Raw genomic sequence first — 20113 nt, forward strand, 5'->3', positions numbered from 1 at the left:
ACGCGTGAGTCTGCGTCTCGGGGAGATCGTGGATGCGCTCGGTGGCGTGCTCGAAGGCGGGGAGCGCGATGCGCTCATCGCAGGCATCGCGCCGCTCGATGCCGCGGGGCCGGGTGACATCAGCTTCCTGAACCAGCCGCGCCTGCAGCCGCAGCTGGCCGCCTCGCGCGCGGCCTGCGTCATCGTGGCGCCTGCCTTGCGTGCGCAGGCGCTCGCGCGTGGCGCGTGCATCGTCACGCCAGACCCTTACGTCTATTTTGCGCGCCTCACGCAGCTCTGGCGTCAGCGCCACGAATCCGCAGAGCCCCCCGGCATTCACCCGAGCGCCGTCGTCGCGTCTTCGGCTGAGGTGCACCCCACGGCCACGGTAGGCCCCTTGTGCGTGGTCGAGCGCGGCGCGCGCATAGGCGCGCACACGGTGCTGAGTTCGCGCGTCACGGTGGGTGCGCGCTGCGAGATCGGCGCACGCTGCCTGCTGCACCCCGGCGTGGTCATAGGCGCGGACGGTTTCGGCTTCGCCCAGGAGGGGGGCGGCGCGTGGGTCAAGATCGAACAGCTCGGTGCGGTGCGCATAGGCGACGACGTCGAGATCGGCGCCAATACCTGCATAGACCGCGGGGCGCTGCGCGACACCGTGATCGAAGACGGCGTCAAGCTCGACAACCTGATCCAGATCGGCCACAACGTGCACATAGGCCGTCATGTGGCGATGGCGGGCTGTTCCGCCGTCGCTGGCAGCGCGACCATAGGCGCGCATTGCACCATAGGTGGTGCGGCCAACGTGCTCGGGCACCTGAGCTTGGCCGAGAACGTGCACATTTCGGCCGTGAGCCTGGTCACGCACTCTTTGCACAAGCCGGGGCAATACACTGGCATCTTCCCCATAGACGACAATGCGCGCTGGGAAAAAAACGCCGCCGCACTCAAGCAGCTCCACAAGCTGCGTGAGCGCGTCAGGGCCCTGGAGCGCGCATTGCAAGAATCCAAAGACGACCCCCGATGATGGACATTCACCAAATCCTCCAACTGCTGCCCCATCGCTATCCATTTCTGCTCGTGGATCGCGTGCTTGACATCGATCTGCAGGCCAAGACGCTGCGCGCTATCAAGAATGTGAGCATCAACGAGCCTTTTTTCGCTGGCCATTTTCCCAAGCGCCCGGTCATGCCCGGCGTGCTCATGCTGGAAGCCATGGCGCAGACCTGCGCGCTGCTGTCGTTCGAGACCGAGGGTATCCGCCTGGGCGACGGCCAGGTGTTTTACTTTGTGGGCATCGATGGCGTGCGCTTCAAGCGCCCGGTGGAGCCGGGTGACCAGCTGGTGCTGCACTCGGCCCTGGATCGCGCGCGCGCCGGGATGTACCGCTTCCTCTGCAAGTCCATGGTGGGTGATGAAGTGGCCTGCGAGGCCACCATCATGTGCACCATACGCAACGTCGAGTGACGCGCCAGCAGCTTTGCGCGATGACCGCCCCAGGCACGCTGATTCACTCCACTGCGCTGATCGATCCCGCCGCCGAGCTCGACACCTCGGTGCAGGTCGGGCCGTACGCCGTCATCGGCGCGCAGGTACGCATAGGTGCGGGCACTACCATAGGCGCGCACTGTGTGATCGAAGGGCGCACGTGCATAGGGCGCGACAACCGTATCTTCCAGTTCGCCTCGCTCGGTGCCGTGCCGCAGGACAAAAAATACGCGGGCGAGCCGACCGAGCTCGTCATCGGCGACCGCAACACCATCCGCGAGTTTTGTACCTTCAACCTCGGCACGGCGCAGGATCGCGGCGTGACCACGGTGGGCGATGACAACTGGATCATGGCCTACGTGCACATCGCGCACGACTGCGTGGTCGGCAACCAGACCATCCTTGCGAACAACGCCACGCTCGCAGGCCATGTGCATATTGGCGAGCAGGCCATCGTCGGCGGGCTCACGGGCGTGCACCAGTTCGTGCACATCGGCGCGCACGCCATGGTGGGCTTTGGCAGCCATGTCTCGCAGGACGTGCCGCCGTTCATGCTCGTCGGTGGCAACCCGCTCGCAGTGCACGGCTTCAACCTCGAGGGGCTGCGCCGGCGCGGGTTCTCTGCGACGCGCCTTGCGGCCATCAAGCAAATGCACCGCCTGCTGTACCGCCAGGGGCTCACGCTCGAAGCCGCACGCGCCGCGCTGGCCGCGCTGCCCGCGCAATTTCCCGACGCCGCCGAGGACGTGGCCTGCATGCTGGCCTTCCTCGACAGCTCGCGCCGCGGCATCGTGCGCTGAAGGGAGTGGCCGTGCCTGCGACCGCACCGAGTGTGGCCATGGTGGCCGGCGAAGCCTCGGGCGATCTGCTCGCGAGCCTGCTTCTGCAGGGGTTGCAGGCGCGCTGGCCGCAGGTGGCGGCGCACGGCATCGGCGGGCCGCGCATGCGCGAACGCGGCTTTGACGCCTGGTGGCCCAGCGACCGGCTCGCCGTGCACGGTTACAGCTTCGAGGTGCTGCGCCGGCTCGCGGGCATCGTGGCGATCCGCCGCGCCTTGCGTGCGCGCCTGCTGCAGGAGCGCCCGGACGTTTTCATCGGCGTCGATGCGCCCGACTTCAACCTGGGCCTGGAAGCCGACCTGCGCGCCGCGGGCGTCAAGACGGTGCACTTCGTGTGCCCCTCGATCTGGGCCTGGCGGCCCGAGCGCGTGGAAAAAATCCGCCGCAGCGCCGAGCACGTGCTGTGTCTGTTTCCCTTCGAGCCCGCGCTGCTCGCGCAGCATGGCATCGCCGCGACCTACGTAGGTCACCCGCTGGCAAACGTGATTCCGCGCGTGCCCGACCAGGCGGCGGCGCGCCGCGCCCTCGGCTTGCCGCAGGATGCGCCTGTGCTGGCGCTGTTGCCGGGCAGCCGCGCGGCCGAAGTGCACTACCTTGCGCCAGCGTTTTTTGACGCTGCAGCGCTGATCCATCAAGCACAGCCAGCAATCAAAATGATGGTTCCTGCGCTGCCCGCATTGCGCGCGCGCATCGTGCAGCAGCTCGAGGCGCGCGGCCTGGGCGCTGTGGTGCAGGTGCTCGAAGGGCGCTCGCACGAGGTGCTCGCCGCCTGCGACGTGACGCTGATCGCAAGCGGCACGGCCACGCTGGAGGCGGCGCTGTTCAAGCGCCCCATGGTGATCGCCTACCGCATGCACCCGCTGAGCTGGCGCCTCATGCGGCGCAAGCAGCTGCAGCCCTGGGTGGGCCTGCCCAACATCCTGTGCCGCGACTTCGTCGTGCCCGAGCTGCTGCAGGACGCCGCCACGCCGCAGGCGCTCGCCGCGGCGACGCTGCAATGGTTCGACGCGCGTGCACAGGCGCCGGACACCCTATACGCGCTCGTGCAGCGTTTCGACGCGCTGCACGAGAGCCTGCAACGCAACACCCCGCAACTCGCCGCCGATGCCATCGAAAAAATCCTTGTCCGCTGAACAGCCGGCGCTGTTCGATTCTTTGCACCTTGCGCATGGCGTTGCGCTGGTGGCGGGCGTCGATGAGGCCGGGCGCGGCCCGCTCGCGGGCCCCGTGGTCGCGGCTGCCGTGATCCTCGACGAGCTGCAGCCCATCGCGGGTCTGGCCGATTCCAAAAAGCTCAGCCCCAAGCGGCGCCTGGCACTCTACGACGAGATCCGTGCCAAGGCGCTGTGCTGCAGCATCGCCGAGGCCAGCGTGGAAGAAATCGACCGCCTCAACATCCTGCAGGCTACGCTGCTCGCCATGGTGCGCGCGGTGCAGGGCCTGCGGCTCAAGCCGCGGCTCACGCTCGTCGATGGCAACCGCCTGCCCGCGCTCGACATGCCCGCGCAGGCCATCGTTTCCGGCGACGCGCTGGTGCCGGCGATCTCGGCCGCGTCGATTCTGGCCAAGGTGCAGCGCGACCAGTGGTGCGAGCGCATCGCCGCCGACTATCCGCAATACGGCTTTGCCGCACACAAGGGCTACGGCACCGCGGCGCACCTCGCGGCGCTGCGCACGCACGGCCCCTGCGCGCACCACCGGCGCAGCTTTGCGCCCGTCGCGCAGCTGCTGGAGCGCGCGGCATGAGCGGCGACAAACGCCAGCCGCGTCCGGCTGGTGGCCCGCGGGCACCCGGAGCCGAGCCAGCGTCCGCCAAGCAAGAGGCCGCCGTCACGCATATCCATTCGCGCGACAACGCCTTCGTCAAGGGGCTGCGCCGCCTCGCGCAGGACAGCACGGCCTACCGCAGCCAGGGCCAGGTCTGGGTCGAGGGCGACCACCTGTGCCGTGCGGCGCTCGCGCGCGGCTGGCAGCCAAGCGTGGCCGTTTTTTCAGAGTCTTTTTGGCCTCTGGCGCCCGTGGAATGGGCGCAGGCAACTCACAAAGTGGTAGTGCTTTCGGATACGCTCTTTGCCGCCGTGAGCATGCTCGAGTCGCCGGCTCGCATGGGCTACGTGCTCGATCTTCCGCCTGCCGCGGGCTTGCAGTCCGACGTCGCCGCCGTGGTGCTCGACCGTGTGCAGGACGCGGGCAACGTGGGCTCCATTTTGCGCAGTGCCGCGGCCTTTGGCTTTGGCCAGGTGCTCGCGCTCAAGGGCAGCGCCGCGCTGTGGTCGCCCAAGGTGCTGCGCGCCGGCATGGGTGCACACTTTGCGCTGCGGCTGGTCGAAGGTCTGACGCTGCAAGATGTGCAGGCGCTGGCGTTGCCGCTGCTCGTCACGAGCTCGCACGCGGGCGATTTTCTGCACGAGGCCAAGCTGCCCTGGCCCTGCGCCTGGGTGCTGGGGCACGAAGGGCAGGGCGTTACCCCCGCGCTCGAAGCGCGCGCCGCGCAGCGCATCCGCATTGCGCAGCCGGGCGGGGAAGAGTCGCTCAACGTCGCAGCGGCTGCGGCAATCTGCCTGCATGCAAGTGCGGTGCAGGCGCAGGGCATGCCATTGCCGCACTACAGCAAATAGGCTTAGCCTGTTGTCGTGTGAGAAGGTGCTCCGTTTCGCATATAATCAAAAGCTCATCGGCGTGTAGCGCAGCCTGGTAGCGCACTTGCATGGGGTGCAAGGGGTCGCGAGTTCGAATCCCGCCACGCCGACCAATAAAATCAAGGGCTTACGTGAGAGATTGCGTAAGCCCTTTGTATTTTTTGCGGAAAATCCGGGTTCTGGTTGCCATTTCATTGCTATTTGGCGCTGGCTTGGGATGCTTCCAGCGTTGCGGGGAAAACCGCCCTGCTGCGGCCATGGCGTGCCAGGCGCTCGAGGAAGGCGCGGCCTGCGGTGCCATAGTGCTCGGCAGCAGCAGTTTTGAGCGCATCGGAAAACGCGCGGTCAGTGGCGTAGTCGTGCAGTGCATCCTATGCCCCTTGCTGGCGATCCACGGGAATATCGAGCAGCCGCACGGTCTGCCACGCTTTGGCACGATGTCCGCCCTCGAGCAAGGCATATTTTGGCGCTGTAGGAATCTGCGTGGTAAAATTTCTGGTTCTGCAAAAAGATGCAGAGTTTGTTGTCGAAAAATTCAGAAGAGGTCCATATGTACGCGGTCATAAAAACCGGTGGCAAGCAGTATCGCGTTGCTTCCGGCGAGAAGATCAAAGTAGAACAGATTGCTGCGGACGTAGGCCAGGAAATTGTGATCGACCAGGTTTTGGCTGTCGGAAACGGCGCCGAGCTGAAGGTGGGCACACCCCTGGTGTCCGGTGCGACGGTCGTGGCCACTGTGGTGGCACATGGCAAGCACGACAAGGTGCGCATTTTCAAGATGCGTCGTCGCAAGCACTACCAAAAACGTCAAGGCCACCGCCAGCAGTTCACGGAGCTGCAAATCGGTGCAATTTCCGTCTGAGGAGCGAAAGTCATGGCACAGAAAAAAGGCGGCGGCTCTACGCGCAACGGGCGTGACTCCAAGCCCAAGATGCTGGGTGTGAAGGCCTTCGGCGGCCAGGCGATCAGCGCAGGCTCCATCATCGTGCGCCAGCGCGGCACACGCTTCCACCCCGGCACCAACGTGGCTGTGGGGCGCGACCATACCTTGTATGCACTGGTCGATGGCCAGGTGTCGTTCGGCACCAAGGGTGCCTTGTCCAAGCATACGGTCAGCGTGGTCCCTGCAGCATCGGTAGCCTGAGCACGGGCTTTCTTGCGCTGCAATCGGCAAAGCCCCGCTTGGTCGGGGCTTTCGCATTTTCGGCGCGACTCTTTGCTGCTGGGTGCGGCTTGCAATTTGCAGTTTGGACAGCAGCTTGACGGTTCTTGCCGAGGCAAGGCATTTGCCTGCGGCGTGGTTTTTGCACTTGCGTACACTGGATTCTCATGAAGTTCGTCGATGAAGCCTCTATTGACGTTGCCGCCGGCGACGGCGGTAACGGCTGCGTGTCGTTTCGGCACGAGAAATTCAAGGAGTTCGGTGGCCCCAACGGTGGCGATGGCGGGCGCGGCGGGCATGTCTATGCGCTTGCCGATCCCAATCTGAACACACTGGTCGACTTCCGCTACACGCGCCGCTTCGAAGCCAAGCGCGGCGAGCACGGCATGGGCTCGGACATGTTCGGCGCGGCCGGAGACGACATTACGTTGAAGATGCCCGTGGGCACCATCATCAGCGATGCCGAGACGGGCGAAGTGCTGCACGAGCTGCTCACGCCGGGCGAAAAGGTGCTGCTTGCCAAGGGTGGCGATGGCGGCTTTGGCAACCTGCGCTTCAAAAGCGCCGTGAACCGCGCACCGCGGCAGAAAACGCCGGGCTGGCCGGGCGAGCGGAAGAGCCTCAAGCTCGAGCTCAAGGTGCTGGCCGACGTGGGGCTGCTGGGTATGCCCAACGCGGGCAAGTCGACCCTGATCGCCGCAGTTTCGAACGCGCGCCCCAAGATCGCCGACTATCCGTTCACGACCCTGCACCCGAACCTCGGCGTGGTGCGCGTGGGGCCGGAGCAGAGCTTTGTGATCGCCGACATTCCGGGATTGATCGAAGGCGCGTCCGAAGGTGCGGGGCTGGGGCACCAGTTTCTGCGCCACCTGCAGCGCACGCGCTTGCTGCTGCACATCGTCGATCTGGCGCCGTTCGACCCTGGCGTCGATCCGGTGGCGCAGGCCAAGGCGATCGCGGGCGAGCTGAAAAAATACGATCCCAAGCTGTACGCCAAGCCGCGCTGGCTGGTGCTCAACAAGCTCGACATGGTGCCGGCCGAAGAGCGTGCGGCGCGCGTCAAGGACTTCGTCAAGCGCATGCGCTGGAAAGGGCCGGTGTTCGAGATTTCGGCGCTCACGCGCGAAGGTTGCGCGCCCTTGATGCAGGCCATCTACCAGCACGTGCAGGCCGAGCAAAAAGCCGAAAATGCGCAGCCAGAGCGTGATCCGCGCTTCGAGGCGGAGGCGGCAACGCATTCCGATGAATCCTAAATTGATAGCTGCTTGCGCCAATATATAGAGCGTTAAAGCCCAAAAACAGTAAAAATGGCTGTGAATGTATTGCGCGACGCCCGGCGCTGGGTGGTCAAGGTGGGCTCGAGCCTAGTCACCAACGAAGGCCGCGGTCTCGACGAGGCCGCCATGGGCGAATGGAGCCGCCAGCTCGCGGCGCTGGTACGTGGTGCCGATGGCGTGCGCCGCGAGGTGGTGCTGGTGTCGAGTGGCGCCATCGCCGAAGGCATGAAGCGGCTGGGCTGGAGCACGCGCCCGAAACTGGTGCACGAACTGCAGGCCGCGGCCGCCGTGGGGCAGATGGGCCTGGCGCAAATGTACGAAACCAAGTTGCGCGAGCAGGGCATGGGCAGCGCACAGGTCTTGCTCACGCACGCCGACCTGGCCGACCGCGAGCGCTACCTGAACGCGCGCTCCACCCTGCTGACGCTGCTGCGTCTTGGCGTGGTGCCGGTCATCAACGAAAACGACACCGTCGTCAACGACGAGATCAAGTTTGGCGACAACGATACGCTGGGCGCGCTCGTGGCGAACCTGATCGAAGCCGACGTGCTCGTGATCCTCACCGACCAGAAAGGGCTTTACACGGCCGACCCGCGCCGCGACCCTGCCGCGCAGTTCGTGCACGAGGCGCAGGCGGGCGACCCCGCGCTCGAGGCCATGGCTGGCGGTGCAGGCTCGAGCATAGGCAAGGGCGGCATGATCACGAAAATCCTCGCGGCCAAGCGCGCGGCAGGCTCGGGCGCCTCCACCGTGATTGCCTGGGGGCGCGAGCCCGACGTGCTATTGCGCTTGGCGCAGGGCGAATCCATAGGCAGCTTGCTCCTGGCGCAGACGCCGAAACTGCAGGCGCGCAAGCAGTGGATGGCCGACCACCTGCAGCTGCGCGGCGCGGTGACCGTGGACGCGGGTGCTGCGGCCAAGCTGCGCGCCGAGGGCAAGAGCCTGCTGCCGATTGGCATGACGGCGGTGGAGGGTGATTTTTCGCGCGGTGACGTGATCGCCGTGCGCGACCCTGAGGGGCGCGAGATTGCGCGCGGCCTTGCAAACTACGCGAGCGCCGAGGCGCGCTTGTTGTGCCGCAAGCCCTCGTCCGAATTCGAAAAGCTGCTCGGCTACCAGGCCGAGCCCGAAATGGTGCACCGCGACAACCTGGTGCTTACAGCCGCTTGAGCTGGATGCGACGGCCCCGCCCAGCTGGCTGGCGCGAGGCAGGGTTTGTCAACCGGCAGTCTTGGCCACGTGCGGGCCAGCCGCCGCACGTGGCGCGGCGGGGGCTGTAATACTCTTTTGCGGATCAGGGTCGAAGCTCGCGCCCGGCGGCAACTCCACGCCGGGGCCGACCAGCAAAGAGCCCATGCGCTGCAGGGCGTCGGTGCGCGGTGCGTCGCCGATCTCACGGCGTTCAGCCATGTCGCGGGGGCCGCGCATGCTGCTGCGCAGATAGCGGTTGCGCTGTTGCTCGTTGCGCGGCAGGTAGCGCGCGAGCTCCGTCAGCGCCATTTCATAGACGCCGCGCTTGAACTCCACCACCACGTCGAGCGGCACCCAATAGTCGTTCCAACGCCAGGCGTCGAACTCTGGATGGTCGGTGGCGCGCAGGTTCAAGTCCCAGTCGTAGCCGAGCAGTTGCAGCAGATACCAGATCTGTTTCTGGCCCCTGTAGTGTCCGCGCGATTCGCGGCGGATGTACCGGTCTGGCACCTCGTAGCGCAACCAGTCCCGCGTGCGGGCCACAAGGCGTACATGCTGGGGGTGCAGACCCACCTCTTCGTGCAATTCGCGGTACATGGCCTGCTCGGGGCTTTCGCCCCGGTCTATGCCGCCCTGCGGGAATTGCCAGCTGTGGGTGCGTATGCGTTTGCCCCAGAACACCTGGTTTTTCTGGTTGAGCAGGATGATGCCGACGTTCGGCCGAAAGCCGTCCCGGTCAAGCATAATCAAACCCCAAAATTTTTGAACTGTGTCCATTATGCACAGCGCCCCGTGCGCGGCAAGAGGACGGGTCTGAACAGACTGAAATCCCGCTCGATGAAAGCCTCCCAATTCTTCATTTCCACCCTCAAAGAAGCCCCGGCCGACGCCGAAGTGGTGAGCCACAAGCTCATGCTGCGCGCCGGCCTCATCAAGAAATTGAGCGCCGGCATCTACAACTACATGCCCTTGGGGCTGCGCGTGATCCGCAAGGTCGAGGCCATCGTGCGCGAAGAAATGAACCGCGCAGGCGCGGTGGAGCTGTGCATGCCCGTGGTGCAGCCGGCCGAGCTGTGGCAGGAGACGGGGCGCTTCGACGCCATGGGCCCCGAGTTGCTGCGCATCAAGGACCGCCATGGGCGCGACTACGTCGTGCAGCCCACGAGCGAAGAGGTGGTGACCGACATTGCACGCCAGGAATTGCACAGCTACAAGCAGCTGCCCAAGAACTTCTACCAGATCCAGACCAAGTTCCGCGACGAGCGCAGGCCGCGTTTCGGCCTCATGCGCGGGCGCGAGTTCGTCATGAAGGACGCCTACAGCTTCGACCGCGACCCGGCGGGCGCGCAGACCAGCTACCAGGCCATGGCGCAGGCGTACCGGCGCATTTTCGACCGTTTCGGCCTGCGCTACCGTGCCGTGGCGGCGGACAGCGGTGCCATCGGCGGGGACTTGAGCGAGGAATTCCAGGTGATCGCCGCGACGGGCGAGGACGCGATCGTCTATTGCCCGCAGAGCGACTACGCCGCCAACATGGAAAAGGCCGAGGCGCTCGCGCCGCAGGGCCCGCGCCCGGCCGCCACGCAGCCGCTGCAAAAAGTGCCGACGCCCGGCAAGAGCACCTGCGCCGAAGTGGCCCAACTGCTCGGCGTGCCGCTTGCGAGCACGGTGAAGTCCCTGGTGCTCGCGACCGACCGCACGAACGAGGCGGGCGACATCGTCGGCACGCAGATCTGGCTGCTGCTGCTGCGCGGCGACCACGACATGAACGAGGTCAAGGTCGGCAAGGTGGCGGGGCTGGATCAGGGTTTTCGCTTTGCCACGCAGGCCGAGATCGAGGCGCACTTCGGCTGCAAACCCGGCTATTTGGGCCCGATCGGCTTGCAAAAGCCGGTCAAAGTGGTGGCGGACCGTGAGGTGGCGCTGATGGCCGACTGGATCTGCGGCGCGAACGCAGAGAACCACCACCTGCGCGGCGTGAACTGGGTGCGCGACCTGCCAGAGCCCGACGCCGTGGCCGACCTGCGCAACGTGGTCGCGGGCGACCGCTCGCCCGACGGCAAAGGCGAGCTCGCGATCGAGCGCGGCATTGAAGTCGGCCATGTGTTTTACCTCGGGACCAAATACAGTCGCGCGATGAACGCTACGTTTTTGGATGAAAACGGCAAGCCGCGGCACTTCGAGATGGGCTGCTACGGTATAGGCATCACGCGCTTGCCGGCCGCGGCCATCGAACAAAACCACGACGAGCGCGGCATCATCTGGCCCGACGCCATTGCGCCGTTCACGGCCGTGATCTGCCCCATCGGCATGGAGCGCAGCGAGACCGTGCGCGCCGCGGCAGAAAAGCTCTATGCCGACTTGTGCGCCGCTGGCATCGATGTGCTGCTCGACGACCGCGGCGAGCGCCCGGGTGCGATGTTTGCCGACTGGGAGCTGATCGGCGTGCCGCATCGCATCGTGCTGTCCGAGCGTGGTCTGAAGGAGGCGCAGGTCGAATACCAGCATCGCCGCGACACGGTGGCTACCAAGGTGGCGCTCGCGGACATTCTGGCCCACCTTGAGGGCCGCATGCGGGCATGACGGCATGGGCACCCTGCGCAGCGCAAACAGGGCTTTGAGCGCAGGCGTGTCGCGGCGTGCCTGCCTGGCGGCCCTGGGCGCGCCTGCAGCCTGGCTGGCCGCGCCGCAGGCGGCGCACGCGGGCGGACAGATCGAGGAGCCGCTTGCGGACTCGGTGCGCACCGCGCTGCACCTGGCCGTGAGCAACTCGGCACCGCCGGAGCCCGAATTTGCGAGCACCGATGCGCGCATCCGTTACCTGCGCTGGCTGGGCACCATGAGCGACCGCCTGCGCAGCCGCAAGCCGCAATGGGAGCAGCGGCGCGACTTTTTGCAGACCGTGTGGTACGAGTCCAGGCGCGCGGGGCTGGACGTGTCCTTGGTACTTGGTTTGATCCAGGTCGAGAGCGGCTTTCGCAAGTACGCCGTCTCTAGCGTGGGGGCGCGCGGTTACATGCAGGTTATGCCATTTTGGGCGCGCCTGATCGGCGACGGTGACGCGGGCAAGCTGTTTCACATGCAGACCAATCTGCGCTTTGGTTGCGTGATCCTGCGCCACTACCTGGAGCGCGAGCGCGGCAACCTTTTTCTCGCGCTGGGCCGCTACAACGGCAGCCGCGGCCAGGCGCCGTACCCGACGGCGGTGCTGGGCGCGCAGCGCAAGTGGTTGTTCGAAGACCGCATGTACGCGGCGGCCTGAAAGCGCAAAAGACCACCGTTGCCTACGGCGCCGGGGCACGACCTTTGAGCGTTTGCAGCCCGCGGCGCGGCAATGTTCACTGCATGAAGCCTATGCGGCTGCGCCCTGCGGCGGCCTTAGGCAGGTCGGCCACGAGCACGCTCGCGCGCTGGTCGAGCCGAGCGTTGCCAAAGCCCGTCATGAGCGCGCGGCGCATTTCGCGCGGCGGCATCTGTGCGAGCACATCGAGCACGTCATCAAGCGGCTCGGGGTCGAGCAGGCGGCCCCAGTCGTGCCCCGCGCGGATGCCCTGGTAGAGCTTGCGCGCGATCGTGCGGGCCTGGTCGAGCGTGGGCGCATCGACTTCGAACACGTTCATGCGGTTCAGAATGGGGTCGGGAATGCTGCGGCTGTCGTTGGCCGTGGTGATCCAGATGACCTGGCTCGCGTCTATGGCAACCTCGGCAAATTCGTCGGTAAAGCTCTGCGCCGTGTCGTGCTCGAGCAGGCTGTAGAGCGCGCCCAGGGGGTCGTACTGCGCGTCGCCGCTCGCTTTGTCGATTTCATCGACGACGATCACGGGGTTCGCGTACTCCCCCTCGACCAGCGCCTCGAACACCTTGCCCGGGCGCGCGCCGCGCCACTGCGACGAGGCGCCCGAGAGCAGCCAGCCCGCCGTCATCGAGCTCATGGGCAGCAGGTTCATACCCGTGCCGAGCAATTCGGCCAACTGGCGCGCGAAATGGGTCTTGCCTATACCGGGCGGGCCCAGCAGCAGCATGGGCGTGACTTCGAGGCCGTCGCTGCTGTCCTGCGCGAGCGCGACGTGGCGCTTCACGTCGTCGAGCACGGCGCTGAAGTTGGGTAGCGCCTCATACAGCGCGGCCATGTCGGGCACGCCGGCGGGTTTGACCTGGAAGCGCTCTGGGCCGCGCTCTAGCATGCGTTCATAGACGCTGCGCAGGTTGTCGTATTCGCGCTGGCTGCCCGACTCCTGCAGCCGCGCGAGCTTGCGCTCGACCTCGGCGGGGGAAAACACGTGGCGCATCTGCGCCACCGGCAGGCGCAAAACGGAGGATGGGGGAACAAGGCTTTGTTCTTGCATCATGTGCTCCTCTGGCAAACGATGCGGTTATTCAAGCACAAAACATGCCCGTTTTGCAGGCCAGGAAAACCCTGAAAGCGAAAGGCGGCGTCAGGCGGAAAACAGTGCCGGACCGCCCTCCAAAACAAAAACCGCCTGCCGGCGGCTTTTTGGCAAGGAGCGGATCTTCAGTGGGCTTGTTCGATCAGGCGCTGCAGTTCGCCCGACTCGTACATTTCCATCATGATGTCTGAGCCGCCGATGAACTCGCCTTTGACGTAGAGCTGCGGAATGGTGGGCCAGTGGCTGTATTCCTTGATGCCCTGGCGGATGGCTTCGTCCTCGAGCACGTTGACGGTGGTCAGGTGCTGCGGATCGACCCCGCAGGCCTTGAGGATCTGGATCGCGCGGCCCGAAAAGCCGCACATGGGAAAGCTCGCCGTGCCCTTCATGAAGAGCACGATGTCCTTGGACTGGACGAGGTCGTTGATGCGTTGCTGGGTGTCGGTCATGGGGTGGGTGTCCTTTAAGAATCAGGAATCAGAGATAGAGGTGCAGGATTATTTCATCGACGGCTTTGACATGCAGCCTAAAGGCATGAGAGGCGGCTGCGGGGCCGAATTGCTCCCTCAAAACAGCATATTTTTGCTACAAAATCTCGACCGTGCCCATTTTTCTCTCCGAAACCACCACACGTCTGCGCGAGTCGCTGCGGGTAGTCTGGCCATTTTTGCTGTTGGCGCTGCTGCAGGCGGTGTTGGCTGGCGCCAGTATTTACGCCTTGTCGGCGGTGCGCGCCTTGACCGGCGGAGAGGTCCTGTGGGTGTTGGGGCAGAAAGACGCTCTGTATTACCTCGACCGTTATGCCGCATATGGGCGCGAAGATGACTTTCGGGCGTACCAAAACAATCTGGCGATTCCTTTGGCGGAACGCGATGCACGGCTCTCCTTGGAGTCTCCTGCGCCCAGCTACGAGGTGATGCGCAGGGGCTTCATCGAGGCGGGCAACCATCCCGACGATCTCGACGGCGTGATCTGGCTGCTGAGTACCTTCTGGAATTTCGAGCTCGTGCGCGAGCCGGTCAGGCAATGGGTGATAGGCGAAAAGTACCTCGATCAGGTACAAGCCTTGGCCGATGAAATTCGGGCGGCGCGCCAAGCCGACCCGCTGGCTGGCAAGGCGATGGTGCAGCAGTGGCGTGAGCAGATTGATACGCTCCATCGGCTCATGCTGCCCGGGATTCTGGCATTCAATCGGTCGCTGGGGGAAAGTGCGCGCAGGATCGTCGTGATCCTGCTGGTCTTCAACGGATTGGCGGCGATGGCGGTCGTCGGCTTTGCATTGCTGCGGGTGGACATTTTGCTGCAGCGCCAGCGCAAGATGGAACACGATTTGACCATCGAAAGGCAAGGGGCCCAATTGACCCTGGGAGCGATTGCAGACGGTGTGATTGCTTTGGATACACAAGGTCTAGCGCTCTACATGAACCCGGCTGCGAAGCGCATGCTCGGGATAAGGTTCCGCAAGGTGCGTCAGCGCAGCCTCGCGCAGTGGCTGCGGTTTGACAGCAGTGTTCATCCGGCTGCTGAAGTGGCACGCCTGCTCGAACATGTGCAGCAAGGGGAGCTGGCGCAAGAGGACAAGCATTCCTGGCATCTGATGCGTCCCGACGGGAAGAGGCGGGTCGTGCAACTCACCGTTGCACTTTTGCAAGTGCGTGGTAGGCCTTCCGGGGTGGGCTTGGTGCTGCGCGATGTCACGCGGGAGCAAGACTATCTGGAGCAAATCACCTGGAAGGCCACCCATGATGACCTGACGGGGCTGGTCAACCGGCGCGAGTTCGAGCGGCGCCTGGAAGCCTTGCTGGCCTCATCGAAGCAGGCGCAGCCGGCAGGGGCGGTGCTGTATGTCGATCTCGACCAATTCAAGGTGATCAATGACACCTGCGGGCACCAGGCGGGCGATGCCATGCTGCGCAAGATCAGCGGCGAGCTTCAGGCAAATCTGCGCGCCGATGACGTTCTGGCGCGGCTCGGTGGAGACGAATTCGGCATCTTGCTGCCTGGGTGCCCGCCCCTGATGGCGGCGCGATTGGCCGATCAAATGCGGCTGGCGGTGCAGGCGTGCAAGCTGCAATGGGATGGACAGGAGTTCACCACCACCCTGAGCATTGGTCTGGTCGAACTCACACCCGAACTCGACAGCGTGCAAGAGGTGCTGCGTGTGGTGGACGTGGCCTGCTATCGCGCCAAGGAGCTGGGGCGCAACATGGTGTATCTGTACCAGCCCGACGACGCGCAAGTGCTGCAGCGCGTGGGCCACATGCATTGGGTGCAGCGACTGCGCAAGGCGTTCGCGCAAGACCGGTTTTGTCTTTATGCGCAGGCCATCGCGCCCTTGCATTCCGAGCGGCGGGGTTTGCATTTCGAGGTGCTGCTGCGTCTGCACGACGAGGATGGACAGCTGGTACCGCCGGGGAGCTTCATCCCCGCGGCAGAAACTTACGGCCTGATGCCGGATATAGACCGCTGGGTGGTGCAGCATGTGTTTGCGCGCCTGGCGCAGCATGCAAGGCAGGCGAAGATGCAGCCGGTGCACACTTGTTCGATCAATCTTTCAGGTGCCAGCCTCGGGGGTGAGGACTTGCTGGATTTTCTGCTCGATCAGTTCAGCCATTTTGGCGTGGACCCGCGCCAGTTGTGTTTCGAGATCACCGAAACCAGCGCCATCGCCCACTTGCCCACGGCCGTGCGCCTCATCAAGCGGCTGCGGCAGCTGGGTTGCCGGTTCTCGCTCGACGATTTTGGCTCGGGCATGTCCTCGTTCGGCTACCTCAAACAGCTGGAGGTGGACTTTCTCAAGATCGATGGCAGCTTCGTGCGTGACATGCTCGAGGACCGGGCGAGTGCAGCCATGGTGGACGCCATCCATCGCATAGGCCATGTGCTGGGCCAGCGCACCATCGCCGAATTCGTCGAGACGCCGGGCCATGTGCAGGCGCTGCGCGCGCTGGGCGTGGACTACGCGCAAGGCTACGCGGTGGCCAAGCCGCGGCCGATCGAGGAAGTGCTCGCGGAGCAGGAAGCCGCCGTGCCTGCTTAAGCGCAGGGAGGCCCTGCCTGCGAGCCCTGGGCGCGCGCCGCTTTCTGCGCGCCGCTGCAGCGCTCATGACTGCCGAGGTCGCGGCGTGATTGCACCTGCACCAAACCCTGCGCATGCAGCAACTCGCGCACGGCGGCGGCCTGGTCCCAGCCGTGTTCGAGCAGCAGCCAGCCACCGGGCGCCAGGTGCCGTGGCGCGTCGGCGACGATGCGGCGCAGGTCATCCAGCCCTTGCGCGCCGCTGACCAGCGCCTGCGAGGGCTCGTGGCGCAGCGTGGGCAGGTGCGGGTCGTCTGCGGCGATGTAGGGCGGGTTGGCGACGATGAGGTCGAAGCTGCCGCGCACGCCTTCGAGCCAATCGCTTTGCATGAATTGCACGGGCAGCGCGAGGCGCCGCGCGTTGGCCTGGGCTACGGCGAGCGCGTCGGCGCTCGCATCGACGGCGAGCACCTGCGCGTCGGGGCGCTGGTGCTGCAGCGCGAGGGCGATCGCGCCGCTGCCCGTGCCCAAATCGAGCACGCGCGGCGCAGCGCGGCCCGCGAGCACTTCGAGCGCCCAGTCGACGAGCACCTCGGTGTCGGGGCGCGGGTCGAGCACGCGCGCGTCTATGGCGAGCGGCAGGCCGTAAAACTCCTTCACGCCGGTGAGGTAGGCCACGGGTTCGCCCGCGGCGCGGCGCTGGCACAGTGCGGCGAATTGCGCAAGGCAGGCCGCGGGCAGCGGGTCGCGGTCGTGCGCGAGCAGCCAGGCGCGGTCGGCACTGGAGCGGCCCAGCGCGTGCAGCAGCAGCACCTGCGCGTCCAGCCGCGTGAGCCCGCGCGCCTGCGCCCAGGCGAGCGCAGCGGCGGGCGTGGGCGGCGTGATTGCTTCTGAATAAATAGCTGCTTGCGCTTGATGCGCCTTGGATTGCGGCCAATTTTGCTTGGATTCCTGCATGACAGCACCGCGCGGCTCAGGCCGCGCCCACGGCTTCGAGTTCGGCCAGTTGCTCGGCCTCGCGCGCATGCGCGAGCGCTTGCAGCAGTTCGTCGAGGTCGCCTTCCATGACGCGGTCGAGCTTGTAGAGCGTGAGGTTGATGCGGTGGTCGGTCACGCGCCCCTGCGGGAAGTTGTAGGTGCGGATGCGGTCGCTGCGGTCGCCGCTGCCGATCAGGCCCTTGCGCGTGGCGGCGTCCTTGGCGGCGCGCTCGCTGCGCTCCTTTTCCTGGATGCGCGCCTGCAGCACTTGCAGGGCCTTGGCCTTGTTGCGGTGCTGGCTGCGGTCGTCCTGGCATTCGGCGACGATGCCCGTGGGCAGGTGCGTGATGCGCACGGCGGAGTCGGTCTTGTTGATGTGCTGGCCGCCGGCGCCGCTCGCGCGGAAGGTGTCTATGCGCAAGTCGGCCGGGTTGATCTGCACGGCCTGCGCCTCGTCGGGCTCGGGCAGCACGGCCACGGTGCAGGCGCTGGTGTGGATGCGCCCTTGCGTCTCGGTTTGGGGCACGCGCTGCACGCGGTGGCCGCCCGACTCGAAGCGCAGCGCGCCGTACACGTGATCGCCCTCGATGCGCAGCACGACTTCCTTGTAGCCGCCGAGCTCGCTTTCGTTGGCGCTCATGACCTCGACCCGCCAGCCTTTGCTGGCCGCGTAGCGCGTGTACATGCGCGCCAGGTCGCCGGCGAACAGGGCAGACTCGTCGCCGCCGGTGCCCGCGCGGATTTCGACGAAGGCGTTGCGCGCGTCATCGGGGTCTTTGGGCAGCAGCAGGCGTTGCAGCTCGGCTTCGAGTTGCGCGATGTCGGCCTCGGCGGCGGCGATTTCCTCTTGCGCCATCTCGGCCAGCTCGGCTTGCGCGGGGTCGGCGAGCAGCGCGCGCGCCTCGGCCAGGTCGGCCTCACGCTGGCGCAAGCGTGCGTAGCGGCCCGCGATCTGCGTGACTTCGGCATGCTCGCGCGAGAGCAGGCGGTACTGCGCCATGTCGGCCATGATGTCTTCGCGCGAGAGCAGAAAGTCGAGCTCGGCCAGGCGCTGGGCGTAGCGTTCGAGCTGGTGGCGGAGAAAGGGTTTCATGCAGGGAACATTCTTTTGCTATTTTTGTGATAGCTGCTTGCGCTTTCTACACAAGCGTTTTGTGTCATTTTGGCTTGAAAACAGGGAAAGAGGGCGGGCGCGGGGCCGCCGCAGCGGGCAGGGCCGCTACAGGCTGTTCTTGCTTTGCGAGCGCAAGAACAGGCGCGCCACGGTCTGCGCCGTCTGCGCGCGCGTGGCGGCGTCGCCCGCGTGCAGCTCGGCGAGCGCGCCGTGCAGCATTTTTTGCGTGAGGCCGCGCGCCAGGCCCTCGAGCACGGCGTCCAGGTCTTCGCCCTTGGCCAGACGCTTTTTGGCGCGCGCAAGTTCGACGGCGCGCCACTCTTCGGCCTGGGTGTTGAGCTGCTGGATCAGCGGCACCACGCCGCGTGTGGGGTTGCGCTGCTCGAGCCAGCGCTGAAAGCTCTGCACGCCCGCATCGATGATGGCCTCGGCCTGTGCGACCGCGGCTTGGCGCTGCGCCTGGCCGGTCTGCACCACGCCAGCGAGGTCATCGACGGTGTAGAGGTACACGTCACCGAGCTGTTTGACCTCGGGCTCGATGTCGCGCGGCACGGCCAGATCGACCATGAACATGGGACGGTGGCGGCGTTTTTTGAGCGCGCGCTCGACCGCGCCCAGGCCGATGATGGGCAGGCTGCTCGCGGTGCAGCTCACGATGGCGTCGAACTCGTGCAGGCGCTCGGGCAGGTCGGCCAGGCGCAGCGCCTCGCCGCCAAAGCGCGTGGCAAGCTGCTCGCCGCGCTCGAGCGTGCGATTCGCGATGGCGATGGCGCGCGGGTTTTTCGCGGCAAAGTGCGTCGCCGCGAGCGTGATCATCTCGCCCGCGCCGACGAACAGCACGCGGATTTTTTCCAGGTCTTCGAACAATTGCCCCGCCAGGCGCACCGCCGCCGCGGCCATGCTGATGCTGTGCGCGCCGATTTCGGTGGAACTGCGCACTTCCTTGGCGACGGCAAAGCTGCGCTGAAAGAGTTGGTTCAGCGTGCTGCCCAGCGCGCCCGCAGCCTCGGCGGCGCGCACGGCGTCCTTCATCTGGCCGAGGATCTGCGCCTCGCCCAGCACCATGGAGTCGAGCCCGCTTGCGACGCGAAAGGCGTGGCGCGCGGCCAAGGCGTCCTTGAAGGTGTAGATGTGCGCGCGCAGCAACTCGGGGCGCACGCCGCCGCTGTGCGCAAGCCAGTCCAGCGTGTGCTCGAGCGCGGGCTGCTCGCCCGCGCAGTAAATCTCGGTGCGGTTGCAGGTGGAGAGCAGCGCGGTTTCGACCTGCGGATGGGGCCCCTTGCCCGCGAGCGTCTGGCGCAGGCTTTGCAACGTGGGCGCGATCTGGTCGAGCGCAAAGGCAAAGCGGCCGCGCAGATCGAGCGGCGCAGTGGTGTGGTTGATGCCCAGGGCCCAGACTGCCATGGAGGCGGATTATAAAATTTGCGCCCCCCTTGCCCGCACCCCGCCATGCCTTGCCTGCGCGCACGCAAGGCCCGCTATGTGCACAAGGCTTGATGTCGATCAATTTTCAACCCAGATTGTTCATGAAGACGCGGGCTGATCGTTCCCGTCATTGCGAGGGCCGAAGGCCGGCGGCAATCCATGGGGCCTTCGCAACAGCGCCTGCGCACACCGCAATGGACAGGACTGGATTGCCGCGCCCCTGCGGGGCTCGCAATGACGGGTTTCTTTGCAGCGGCCAAAATGACCGTCAGACGTCCGCCAACGCCCGCGTAGGTGCGAAGCACCGCCTAATGGACAATCTGGGCTCTATGCCCCTGCTCGCCGCCCTCGACCATTTGCTGAACTTCCTTGCGCCCGCCGCGGGCGTGGCGCTGCTGCTCGTCGCGGGCACGCGGGTTTTGATGCGAAAAAGGCCACCAGCGCTCTCGTGGCGTGCTCAGGCAGCTATTTTTTTCGCAGTAGGCGCGGCCGTGCTCGTGGCCGGGCTGGTGCTGCTCGGGCGCGACGGCAAGATGCTCACCTACGGCGCACTGGTGCTGGCCTGCGCGAGCAGCCAGTGGCTGCTGCTGCGCGGCTGGCGCGGCTGAGCATTCCGGC

Annotated in this window: 20 protein-coding genes and 1 tRNA gene; 15 read left to right on the forward strand and 6 right to left on the reverse strand. The window is 65.9% G+C overall.

Annotated features, from left to right (window positions below):
- Nucleotides 1–4 precede the first annotated feature (4 nt).
- From lpxD to proB, 11 genes are all read left to right on the forward strand, one after another.
- Entirely contained in the window at nt 5–1003 is a 999-nt protein-coding gene (gene lpxD / locus FK527_RS00985) for a UDP-3-O-(3-hydroxymyristoyl)glucosamine N-acyltransferase (protein ID WP_144728781.1), read from the forward strand.
- Nucleotides 1000–1443 carry a 3-hydroxyacyl-ACP dehydratase FabZ gene (fabZ, locus tag FK527_RS00990; RefSeq protein WP_144728783.1) on the forward strand — a complete coding sequence of 148 codons (444 nt, stop codon included), beginning with the start codon at nt 1000–1002 and terminating at the stop codon, nt 1441–1443. The genes lpxD and fabZ overlap by 4 nt, the downstream gene beginning before the upstream one ends.
- 20 nt (nt 1444–1463) lie before the next feature.
- Nucleotides 1464–2264, forward strand: coding sequence for an acyl-ACP--UDP-N-acetylglucosamine O-acyltransferase (lpxA, locus tag FK527_RS00995; RefSeq protein WP_144728785.1), 801 nt, complete (start codon nt 1464–1466; stop codon nt 2262–2264).
- 11 nt (nt 2265–2275) lie between these two features.
- Nucleotides 2276–3436, forward strand: coding sequence for a lipid-A-disaccharide synthase (lpxB, locus tag FK527_RS01000; RefSeq protein ID WP_281287808.1), 1161 nt, complete (start codon nt 2276–2278; stop codon nt 3434–3436).
- The gene (gene rnhB / locus FK527_RS01005) at nt 3408–4049 is read left to right on the forward strand and encodes a ribonuclease HII (RefSeq protein WP_144728787.1); all 642 of its coding nucleotides are present in this window, start codon (nt 3408–3410) and stop codon (nt 4047–4049) included. The genes lpxB and rnhB overlap by 29 nt, the downstream gene beginning before the upstream one ends.
- A complete protein-coding gene (locus FK527_RS01010) occupies nt 4046–4921 on the forward strand; it encodes a TrmH family RNA methyltransferase (protein WP_144728789.1) in 876 nt (291 codons plus the stop codon). Before rnhB ends, FK527_RS01010 begins: the two co-directional genes overlap by 4 nt.
- Before the next feature lie 57 nt (nt 4922–4978).
- Nucleotides 4979–5055, forward strand: a tRNA-Pro gene (locus FK527_RS01015).
- A gap of 437 nt (nt 5056–5492) precedes the next feature.
- A complete protein-coding gene (gene rplU, locus FK527_RS01020) occupies nt 5493–5804 on the forward strand; it encodes a 50S ribosomal protein L21 (protein WP_144728791.1) in 312 nt (103 codons plus the stop codon).
- Nucleotides 5805–5816: 12 nt separating this feature from the next.
- The gene (rpmA, locus tag FK527_RS01025) at nt 5817–6086 is read left to right on the forward strand and encodes a 50S ribosomal protein L27 (RefSeq protein WP_144728794.1); all 270 of its coding nucleotides are present in this window, start codon (nt 5817–5819) and stop codon (nt 6084–6086) included.
- Nucleotides 6087–6271: 185 nt separating this feature from the next.
- Nucleotides 6272–7357 carry an Obg family GTPase CgtA gene (gene cgtA, locus FK527_RS01030; RefSeq protein WP_144728795.1) on the forward strand — a complete coding sequence of 362 codons (1086 nt, stop codon included), beginning with the start codon at nt 6272–6274 and terminating at the stop codon, nt 7355–7357.
- A 54-nt stretch (nt 7358–7411) separates the two neighbouring features.
- Complete coding sequence (gene proB, locus FK527_RS01035) at nt 7412–8551, forward strand: glutamate 5-kinase (RefSeq protein ID WP_144728797.1); 1140 nt, start codon at nt 7412–7414, stop codon at nt 8549–8551.
- A 48-nt stretch (nt 8552–8599) separates the two neighbouring features.
- On the opposite strand, the gene FK527_RS01040 is transcribed toward proB, so the two are convergent.
- Nucleotides 8600–9316, reverse strand: coding sequence for an RNA pyrophosphohydrolase (locus FK527_RS01040; protein WP_144728799.1), 717 nt, complete (start codon nt 9314–9316; stop codon nt 8600–8602).
- A 93-nt stretch (nt 9317–9409) separates the two neighbouring features.
- Here FK527_RS01040 and FK527_RS01045 point away from each other — a divergent pair, with 93 nt between their 5' ends.
- Together FK527_RS01045 and FK527_RS01050 are read left to right on the forward strand one after the other, a co-directional pair.
- Nucleotides 9410–11155, forward strand: coding sequence for a proline--tRNA ligase (locus FK527_RS01045; RefSeq protein WP_144728801.1), 1746 nt, complete (start codon nt 9410–9412; stop codon nt 11153–11155).
- Between the two features lie 4 nt (nt 11156–11159).
- Entirely contained in the window at nt 11160–11834 is a 675-nt protein-coding gene (locus tag FK527_RS01050) for a lytic transglycosylase domain-containing protein (RefSeq protein WP_186298349.1), read from the forward strand.
- Between the two features lie 76 nt (nt 11835–11910).
- Here FK527_RS01050 and FK527_RS01055 read toward each other — a convergent pair whose 3' ends face one another.
- The gene (locus tag FK527_RS01055) at nt 11911–12918 is read right to left on the reverse strand and encodes an AAA family ATPase (protein WP_144729398.1); all 1008 of its coding nucleotides are present in this window, start codon (nt 12916–12918) and stop codon (nt 11911–11913) included.
- Between the two features lie 167 nt (nt 12919–13085).
- Nucleotides 13086–13409, reverse strand: coding sequence for a Grx4 family monothiol glutaredoxin (gene grxD, locus FK527_RS01060; protein ID WP_144728803.1), 324 nt, complete (start codon nt 13407–13409; stop codon nt 13086–13088).
- A gap of 152 nt (nt 13410–13561) precedes the next feature.
- Between grxD and FK527_RS01065 the strand changes: the two genes are divergently transcribed.
- Nucleotides 13562–16000 (forward strand): putative bifunctional diguanylate cyclase/phosphodiesterase, encoded by a 2439-nt coding sequence (locus tag FK527_RS01065; protein ID WP_246072613.1) that lies wholly within the window; start codon nt 13562–13564, stop codon nt 15998–16000.
- Here FK527_RS01065 and prmC read toward each other — a convergent pair.
- The 3 genes from prmC to hemA all read right to left on the reverse strand — a co-directional run bounded on the left by prmC (nt 15997) and on the right by hemA (nt 19474).
- Nucleotides 15997–16935, reverse strand: a complete 939-nt coding sequence (gene prmC, locus FK527_RS01070; protein WP_186298350.1) for a peptide chain release factor N(5)-glutamine methyltransferase — start codon at nt 16933–16935, stop codon at nt 15997–15999. The two genes, FK527_RS01065 and prmC, sit on opposite strands and share 4 nt — an antisense overlap.
- Before the next feature lie 16 nt (nt 16936–16951).
- On the reverse strand, nt 16952–18049 hold the full coding sequence (gene prfA / locus FK527_RS01075) for a peptide chain release factor 1 (RefSeq protein WP_144728805.1): 1098 nt from the start codon (nt 18047–18049) through the stop codon (nt 16952–16954).
- A 126-nt stretch (nt 18050–18175) separates the two neighbouring features.
- Nucleotides 18176–19474, reverse strand: coding sequence for a glutamyl-tRNA reductase (gene hemA, locus FK527_RS01080; RefSeq protein ID WP_144728807.1), 1299 nt, complete (start codon nt 19472–19474; stop codon nt 18176–18178).
- Between the two features lie 350 nt (nt 19475–19824).
- Between hemA and FK527_RS01085 the strand changes: the two genes are divergently transcribed.
- Entirely contained in the window at nt 19825–20103 is a 279-nt protein-coding gene (locus tag FK527_RS01085) for a hypothetical protein (protein WP_144728809.1), read from the forward strand.
- The last annotated feature ends 10 nt before the right edge of the window (nt 20104–20113 follow it).

The organism is Extensimonas perlucida (assembly GCF_007655255.1).
Lineage (GTDB): Bacteria > Pseudomonadota > Gammaproteobacteria > Burkholderiales > Burkholderiaceae_C > Extensimonas > Extensimonas perlucida.